Here is an 8,166-nt window from a genome sequence, read left to right as displayed (position 1 = left end):
GGAAGCGTACGCACAGCAAGCTCGGCTATTTGTCTCCAGACAAATTCGAATCGCAGTTTTACAAGCAAACAAAACTAACTTCTTAGCTCTTTTTTGTGTCCACTCTATTGACTCAGATACAATATCACACGCCAAGCCCCTCAGCACCAACACACATCACTCAGAAGCTCATACCACACGTCAAAGTCGCTATCTACTCCAACACATTATCAGAAGAAGCTCATATCACATGCCAAAGTCGCCATCAGCACCAACACATTATCACGAAGAAGCTCATCCCACACGCCAAAGTCCCCATCTACTCCAACACATTATCAGAAGAAGCTCATATCACATGCCAAAGTCGCCATCTACTCCAACACATTATCACTTAGAAGCTCATACCACGCGCCAAATTGCCATCTACTCCAACACATTATCAGAAGAAGCTCATATCACACGCCAAGTCGCTATCTACTCCAACACATTATCACTTAGAAGCTCATATCACACGCCAAGTCGCAATTAGCACCAACACATTATCACGAAGAGGCTCATACCAGAAGCCAAGCGGCTATCTACTTCAACACATATCACTTAGAAGCTCATATCACACGCCAAGTCGCTATCTACTCCAACACATTATCACTTAGAAGCTCATACCAGAAGCCAAGCGGCTATCTACTCCAACACATATCACTTAGAAGCTCATATCACACGCCAAGTCGCTATCTAATCCAACACATTATCACTTAGAAGCTCATATCACACGCCAAGTCACTATCTACTCCAACAAATTATTGCTTGGAAGCTCAATCAGACGCAGTATCTGCCAGCGCCCCACCCACATATCATCATGTTTAAAGCTCATGTCCGCTCGAACTCACAGAACCTGCGAAAGTGCAGGTTTTTTTCCAATAATCGTTTGAAAAGAAGGAAAGCCTGCGATTATGCAGGAATTTGCGGATGTTTTAGCCTAAAGTTGATCCTGAGTCCGAAAAAGATGCACAATCGCAGGAATTTGCGGTAATAGCTCAAATATAAGCCCCAAAAGATGCACTTTTGCAGGCTTTTCTGCAACCGCAAGCACCCTCCAAGCCTTACTGCCCCCCAAACCTTACTGCAACCGCATTAACCTATCAGGCTGCAGTTCATAGCGCACGACATGCCTGCCTTCCGTTCCGGTTACTGGAGCCAACCACCCTTTGGAGCAGAGGGCTTGAAGTGTTCGAACTGCGGTACGGTGGTTGATGCTTAGATGGGTCTCCACATCAATGGGGCGAAGAGGCTGAGCGAGCATGCAGGCAAGTCGAACGATTTCTCGTTCTGCCAAACTATGCAGGTTGACTGGGGTGGAATCTGGTTGGTACCGGCTAATGACCATCCGCAGCAGTGTTAAGCATAGTTCGGGTCGGTGAGCGACGTCGTCATACGCAAATGAAATTACCTGAAAACCCATCGCAGATAAAAAAGTTTCTCGATTCAGTTCGTTGCAGTATTTCTGTCTGTCCATATCTCGAACATGCGGACCAAAGCCTTTAATTTCGATAACCAGTTTCACGGACTTGGTAAGCCAGGCGAAATCACAAAAGTAGGAGAGCCCCCTCCAATCGAATACTTCGAATTCGGGATGCAAATCTTCAAAATTGCCACGAAGCGGCCACCATACTTGTTGGCAAAACAGTTTTTCTGCTTCCCTGTGTCCCCGCTCCAAACGTCCTCTGCGTTCCCCTGTCCTCCTCAGCAGATGGGATTGAATGTATACAGCGTGCGCTTCCTCGAAATTCATCGTGCCGACCCCTCCTCCATAATAAAAGAACGCCCTAATCCATTCACAAGAATGGGCTAGGACGTTCTTCGTCTCATAGAAATTATAATGTGAAATCAATGATTTAACCAGTCCTGTTCCAATAATCGCGGCAAAAAGGGTATGGACAGAGCTCAACGTGGGAATCTGTGGCCGCTCATACTGCAAAATCACATGTATCCACCGAGTCGCTAATGGACCTTGGATAGGACGATTGCCCAGCAATGGCAGCTGGATGAAGTGGAGGCATTGCTTGCAAATCAACAAAAATTAGATTTCCCTGAAAAATCCATTGACCACAGACAAGGATCAGTGATAAGATTGAAAAAATTTACCTATGGATCAATGAGGAGGAAATCGAAAAGTGGCCACGTATTACATGGAACCATCCCGTACGTTTAGTGAGTTTCTGTTGATTCCTAATCTGACAACGAAGGACTGTACACCAGCGAATGTGAAGCTGAAGACGCCGTTAGTGAAATTCAACAAAGGTGAGGAACCAGCGATCTCGTTGAATATCCCGTTTTCATCTGCTGTTATGCAAGCCGTATCTGATGATGGAATGGCGATTGCTTTGGCGCGTTGCGGCGGGATTTCATTTATTTTTGGCTCGCAATCCATTGAAGAAGAAGCGGCAATGGTGCGCAAAGTCAAAGGATACAAAGCCGGCTTCGTCGTTAGCCGCTCTAACTTGACACCGGACCATACGCTTAGCGATTTGCTTGCTTTGAAGGAAGAAACAGGACACTCCACAGTTGCCATCACCGACGATGGTACAGCAAACGGAAAACTGCTTGGTATTGTAACTGGAAGAGATTATCGAATTAGCCGCGACCCGCTGAATCGACCTATTCATCAGTTCATGACACCTTTCGAAAAGTTGATTTACGGAAAATCAGGGATCACTTTGTCGGAAGCGAACAATCTGATCTGGGATCATAAATTAAATTGCTTGCCGATTGTCGATGAGCATCAGAAGCTGGATACGCTCGTTTTCCGTAAGGATTATGATGAGCATAAAGAGAACCCGCTAGAGCTTCTTGATGGCAATAAAAGCTACATTGTTGGCGCTGGCATCAATACGAAGGATTACAAAGAAAGAGTACCTGCGCTTGTCGAAGCGGGAGTAGATATTCTTGTTATTGATTCTTCGGATGGTTACAGTGAATGGCAGCGCGAAACGGTTCAGTATGTAAAAGAGAATTTTAATGTGAAAATCGGTGCCGGCAACGTAGTTGATCGTGAAGGTTTCTTATACTTAGTAGAATCTGGCGCAGACTTTATCAAAGTAGGTATCGGCGGTGGCTCTATCTGCATCACACGGGAACAAAAAGGGATCGGCCGCGGCCAAGCATCCTCCATTATGGAAGTTGTGGAAGCGAGAGACCAGTACTTCAAGGAAACCGGTACGTATATTCCTATTTGTTCTGATGGTGGTATCGTGCACGACTACCATGTTACCTTAGCGTTGGCGATGGGCGCAGATTTCGTTATGCTCGGCAGATATTTTGCGCGGTTTGATGAGAGCCCTACAAGAAAATTGAAGGTTGGCAACAACTTTGTGAAAGAGTACTGGGGAGAAGGCTCCAACCGTGCCCGCAACTGGCAGCGTTATGACACCGGCGGCAAGAACAAGCTTTTGTTCGAAGAAGGCGTTGATTCCTATGTGCCTTATGCGGGTGGCCTGCAAGAGAACTTGGACAAGACGATTGGCAAAATCAAGTCCACCATGTGCAACTGCGGTTCTTTAACCTTGGATGAATTAAAAATAAATGCAAGAATTGCACTTGTTTCCGCAACCAGCCTTGTTGAAGGCGGCGCGCACGACGTAATTCTCAAAGAAAGCAGCTTGTCGGAAGAATAGCTGCAAAATCAATAAAAGGCTCTCCACAATCATCTTAGGGATGAAGGTAGAGAGCCTTTTTGTTATAACCGTAAGCTTGGAAGCCTTAGGGCAAGTAGCTGCGAATGACGGTCATTGTTCCTTCCAGGGCATAGCTCCCTAGATCAGCAGGAAGCAGGAAGCAGTCACCTGGCTTGGTGGAAATGCTGCCATCGGCCCACGATAAAGTGCCATTTCCATCTGCGATGACGAGAATGACGAAGCTTTCAGGTGATGTATGGAGCTCCCACTTGGGTCCTACAAGCCCTTTTTCCACTGTGAAAAACGGTGATTCAGCTAATGTCAGCCATGTGCCTGACGCCGCAATATCGGTTTTCATCCGTGTGGAGCCGGAGCCTTCATAAGCGATCACATTGAGGGAATCTTCTATATGAAGCTCGCGAAGCTTGCCATCGAGTCCGGGACGATCGTAATCGTACAACCGATAGGTTGTGTCGGAGTTTTGTTGAATTTCGGCAACAAGCACGCCTGCGCCTAAAGCATGAACCGTACCTGCCGGGATGTAGAAGGAATCCCCGGCTTCAACAGGAACCTCTTGCAAGCAGTCCAAGATCCGGTTCTCAGCAATAGCTTGAGCCAAGCTTTCGCGGGTAACGCCTTCTTTCATGCCATATATGATTTTGGCGCCGGGCTTAGCGTCCAGAATGTACCACATCTCTGTTTTGCCAAGTTCACCAACAGCCAAATTCTTGTAGTGATCGTTCGGATGGACTTGTACAGAAAGATCATCTTCACAGTCCAACAGCTTAATCAGAAGCGGGAATCGGCCATTTTTTTCGGAAAATCCTTTTGTACCGAATAACGTTTTACCGTATTTCTCCCGAATTTCATCTAAACCCAGACCGGCTAATTCGCCATTAAGTACTTTTGTTGTGCCATTCGGGTGATCTCCGATCATCCAGCCTTCGCCAATAGCGCCTTCCGGCAGCTGAAAACCAAACTTCTCCAGGGCTCTTCCTCCCCAGACACGTTCTTTCATTTCAGGTTGAAATTGAAGCGGGTATGATTTCAATGCTATCCCTACTTTCTCTAAGTTCTCCTGCTAAATGATGGTGCTTCCACTCTCTAGCATTATATCATGCGTCTATCTTTTTTCTAGAGCCAGGAGATAGGGGGCATGAGTACTAGTATTTTTGAATTGGTAGCTCAGCACCTGAAAAGCGGCAAGGGAAAGCTGCTGCGCCCAGCTTTCGACAGCGGCAGCTTCTTCCGATCCACCATCGTGGCCGCTGTAAAGCACGATGGTTACGATGCCTCCCTTGCGGAGCAAGCGGAGGGCGGCTTCAAGTGCAGGAATCGTGGATTCCTGCTTCGTAATGGTGCTTGGATCGGCGCCGGGCAAATAGCCGAGATTGAAGGTGACCGCCGCGACCTTGCCATGGCGGTCCTGCGGCACGACGGTTTCCATGAGCGCATGGCTGCATAAGCTCATGGAAACACAAGAAGAAACGTCGTCTGGAAGCTCCTTCTCCAGACGCATCTTGGTTTGGTCCAGCGCTTGCTGCTGGATATCGAAGCCGTACACGCTGCCGCGGCTGCCCACCAGCTTCGCTAAGAATAAAGCGTCCACGCCATTGCCGAGAGTCGCGTCAACGACCGTCTCGCCAGCTTGGACACGCTGGCTGATTAATTGGTGAGCAAAGCCCAAAACAGAAACAAAACCCATGCTAGAAAGCCTCCATGCTGGATTATTTTTTGGCGGCCAGCCAAGCGGCCAGCGCCTCGATTTCAGCGGATTTCAATGTACTTTGGAAAGGCGGCATATCGCCTTTGCCATTGATGATCTGCGCAGCGATCTCATCCTTCGTTTTGCGCGAACCGACCTTGGTCAGGTTCGGTCCGAAGTCTCCGGTAAGGCCTTCCCCGTGGCACGCCATGCAGTTATCCTTATAAAGCACCTGCGCCTGCGCTGCGGTGCTGGTTGCGCCATCATCCGCCGTCTGCGGCTTGGCGGATGCAGGTGGCGCCGCGCTTGCAGGCGCTGGCGTTGGTATCGGCGACGGCTTTGCAGTCGCCGCTATGGGGGCTGCCGCCGCGCTAGGCTGCGGCGTTGAGCTGGCCGCTGGCGTCGCGCTAGCGGCCACGGTCACCACTGCCGTCGGCGCAATAGTCGGCGCTGCGCTTGCCGCTGCGGTCGCCTGCGGCGACGCACTCACGACCGCCGACGGTGTGGCGGTCGGCGCAAGCGACTCCGTTTGGCTGCTGCACCCCGCCGCAACGATCATCATGCTAAGAACAGAAACTCCAGCCCACTTTTTCATTCATCCCATCTCCTCTATGCGTTCTCATTATATAAAGGAAACGGAACAAATGCGGTTATGGTTTTATGGCGTCCTAATTTGTTTTCCCTGTCCAGAGTTTCCCCTGCCACGTGTTTCTTTCCTTCAACATCTGATCAAAAGCGTTCAGCACTTCCCATTTCTTCAGGCTCCACATGGGTCCGATCAATAGATCACGCGGCGCGTCTCCTGTTAACCGATGTACAATCATTTCCGGAGGGAGGAACTCAAGTGTATCAACAATCAGCTTCACGTATTCATCTTTTTCGAGGAATTGGAGTAGGCCAGCTTCATATTGTTTCACCATTGGTGTTTTACGCATTAAATGAAGCAAATGGATTTTGATGCCCTGCACATCCATTTGAGCGACTGCTCGTCCGGTATCTAGCATCATCTCATGCGTTTCGCCGGGCAATCCGTAAATAATGTGCGCACAGGTGCGGATATTATGCTTGCGGAGCTTGGCAACCGCATCTAGATAGCATTGTGTGTCATGCGCTCTGTTAATGAGCTGTGACGTCGACTCATGGACCGTCTGCAGGCCCATTTCGACCCACAAATAGGTTCGCTCATTCAGCTCCGCCAAGTATTCAATGACATCGTCCGGTAAGCAATCCGGTCTGGTTGCGATCGATAAGCCAACAACACCCGGCTGCTGCAAAATGGTTTCATAATATTCCCGTAATTCCTCGACGGGCGCATACGTATTGGTATATGCCTGAAAGTAACCGATATAGCTGGCTTCCGGCCATTTTTGATGCTGAAGATCTCTGATCTTATTGAACTGGGTCACAAGATCATCGCGGCGGCTGCCCGCAAAATCACCTGATCCTCTGGCACTGCAAAACGTGCAGCCGCCGGTTGCGATCTTGCCATCGCGGTTAGGACAAGTAAAGCCTGCGTCCAGCATAACTTTAAACACTTTTCCGCCGAAAGCATCGCGCATTTCATAATTCCATGTATGGAAACGTTTGTCTCCCCATAATTGAGGCGACTCCTGCAAAGTAGTAGACATGAGTTGTTGCTCCTTTCTTTCCACCTTATTGTAGCGAAAAACAACTATGAAAGCGACCCCTGCCTTTCCAACAAGTTCCCCGTTAAAAGTGAGCTTCTAGGAGCATGATAACTTTGCACCACCATTACACGGCGAGAGGGGAAATGGACAGATGAAGAAGCTTCATACCATTACTTTGACGTTAGCTCTGACGACTGCATTGAGTTTGGGGGCAATGGGTGCTCAAGCAAACACGAGTACAACAATGAATACTGGTACGGGGAATTCGGGAGCAACGGGGACTACGACAACTTCGAGTTATACGGGCAGCAACTACGACGCCACGGTGGGCACAGGAGCTGCCACGGGAACAATGACAGGGACAGGGACGAGCTCCTACTCGGGGAATACGACGAACGGGACAACAAATACCTATTCGGGTAACGGCACAGGCGTAAGCTCTTATTCCAATGGAACAGGAACGGGGACGGGCACGGGCGTAAGCTCCTATTCCAATGGGACAGGGAGCAGCACATATTCCGGTAACGGAACAGGTGTCATGGGTCAGATTAACGGATACGGCAATAATATGATGGATCGCATGAGCACGAAGATGAAAGGTACAAGCACGGGAACAGGAACAAACATTGGTCATTATGATACTAATTCTTATCGAGCTTATGCAACAACTCCCACAGAGAGCAAAAGTATGAATTGGGGCTGGCTTGGCCTTGTTGGTCTGTTGGGTCTAGTGGGACTACGCAGTGGCAACAAACACAGAGACGAAAGCTTTAAGTAAAGAACAAGGCGCCTTCCAATTGGAGGGCGTTTTTTCTGTGCGAGTATACTTGAGCCAGCGAAAAAGGCTCTCTCACCTCGCGAAAAGGGCAATCCCCCCGCAAATATGAGCCGAGCCTGCCAAAAAAGCAGTCTCAGAGGGTGAAAGGCAGCTAACTCGCCCTGAGCCAGCGAAAAAGGCTTTCTCAACTCCAACTAGAACGATCTACCAATCATAAAGCCGAACGATATGGCCAAAGCTACTACTATAAAGTTGAAGAAAAACAGGTGAAAGTGAATGTCTCCTATGACTACTTCGACAGCAGTGGATACGTTGTCAGTTGTGCTGATTGTTAAAGAAGCATTGGCTTTGGAAGCATTGCCCATCACATGCTGGATGTGTAATTCCCTTTGATTTTTTCGTTGG

At 48.8% G+C, this 8,166-nt stretch carries 7 protein-coding genes; 2 read left to right on the top strand and 5 right to left on the bottom strand.

From position 1 onward, the window contains the following. Positions 1–1,096 precede the first annotated feature (1,096 nt). Positions 1,097–1,768, bottom strand: a complete 672-nt coding sequence (locus tag HQN90_RS21805) for a DUF559 domain-containing protein (RefSeq protein WP_173222559.1) — start codon at positions 1,766–1,768, stop codon at positions 1,097–1,099. A gap of 382 nt (positions 1,769–2,150) precedes the next feature. On the opposite strand from HQN90_RS21805, the gene HQN90_RS21800 reads away from it, so the two are divergent. After that, positions 2,151–3,650, top strand: a complete 1,500-nt coding sequence (locus HQN90_RS21800) for an IMP dehydrogenase (RefSeq protein ID WP_173222557.1) — start codon at positions 2,151–2,153, stop codon at positions 3,648–3,650. Positions 3,651–3,735: 85 nt separating this feature from the next. On the opposite strand, the gene HQN90_RS21795 is transcribed toward HQN90_RS21800, so the two are convergent. The 4 genes from HQN90_RS21795 to mnmL all read right to left on the bottom strand — a co-directional run bounded on the left by HQN90_RS21795 (position 3,736) and on the right by mnmL (position 6,983). Further along, a complete protein-coding gene (locus HQN90_RS21795) occupies positions 3,736–4,701 on the bottom strand; it encodes a type I phosphomannose isomerase catalytic subunit (protein WP_246362718.1) in 966 nt (321 codons plus the stop codon). A gap of 72 nt (positions 4,702–4,773) precedes the next feature. Continuing rightward, positions 4,774–5,355 (bottom strand): tRNA 5-(aminomethyl)-2-thiouridylate-methyltransferase MnmM, encoded by a 582-nt coding sequence (gene mnmM, locus HQN90_RS21790; RefSeq protein ID WP_173222555.1) that lies wholly within the window; start codon positions 5,353–5,355, stop codon positions 4,774–4,776. A 22-nt stretch (positions 5,356–5,377) separates the two neighbouring features. Then, positions 5,378–5,773, bottom strand: a complete 396-nt coding sequence (locus HQN90_RS39385) for a c-type cytochrome (protein WP_173222553.1) — start codon at positions 5,771–5,773, stop codon at positions 5,378–5,380. A 250-nt stretch (positions 5,774–6,023) separates the two neighbouring features. After that, a complete protein-coding gene (mnmL, locus tag HQN90_RS21780; protein ID WP_173222551.1) occupies positions 6,024–6,983 on the bottom strand; it encodes a tRNA modification radical SAM protein MnmL/YtqA in 960 nt (319 codons plus the stop codon). A 151-nt stretch (positions 6,984–7,134) separates the two neighbouring features. Here mnmL and HQN90_RS21775 point away from each other — a divergent pair, with 151 nt between their 5' ends. Next, the gene (locus HQN90_RS21775; protein WP_173222549.1) at positions 7,135–7,761 is read left to right on the top strand and encodes a WGxxGxxG-CTERM domain-containing protein; all 627 of its coding nucleotides are present in this window, start codon (positions 7,135–7,137) and stop codon (positions 7,759–7,761) included. The last annotated feature ends 405 nt before the right edge of the window (positions 7,762–8,166 follow it).

This window comes from Paenibacillus alba, assembly GCF_013204855.1.
GTDB classification, from domain to species: Bacteria; Bacillota; Bacilli; order Paenibacillales; family NBRC-103111; genus Paenibacillus_E; species Paenibacillus_E alba.
Note: the sequence above shows the minus strand (reverse complement) of the source record. Positions and strands in the feature narration are given on the sequence as shown.

Excerpts from the sequence above, each read along its gene's own strand:
- HQN90_RS21775 (WP_173222549.1), top strand. The coding sequence starts at position 7,135 with ATGAAGAAGCTTCATACCATTACTTTGACGTTAGCTCTGACGACTGCA.
- HQN90_RS21805 (WP_173222559.1), bottom strand. The coding sequence starts at position 1,768 with ATGAATTTCGAGGAAGCGCACGCTGTATACATTCAATCCCATCTGCTG.
- mnmL (WP_173222551.1), bottom strand. The coding sequence starts at position 6,983 with ATGTCTACTACTTTGCAGGAGTCGCCTCAATTATGGGGAGACAAACGT.
- mnmM (WP_173222555.1), bottom strand. The coding sequence starts at position 5,355 with ATGGGTTTTGTTTCTGTTTTGGGCTTTGCTCACCAATTAATCAGCCAG.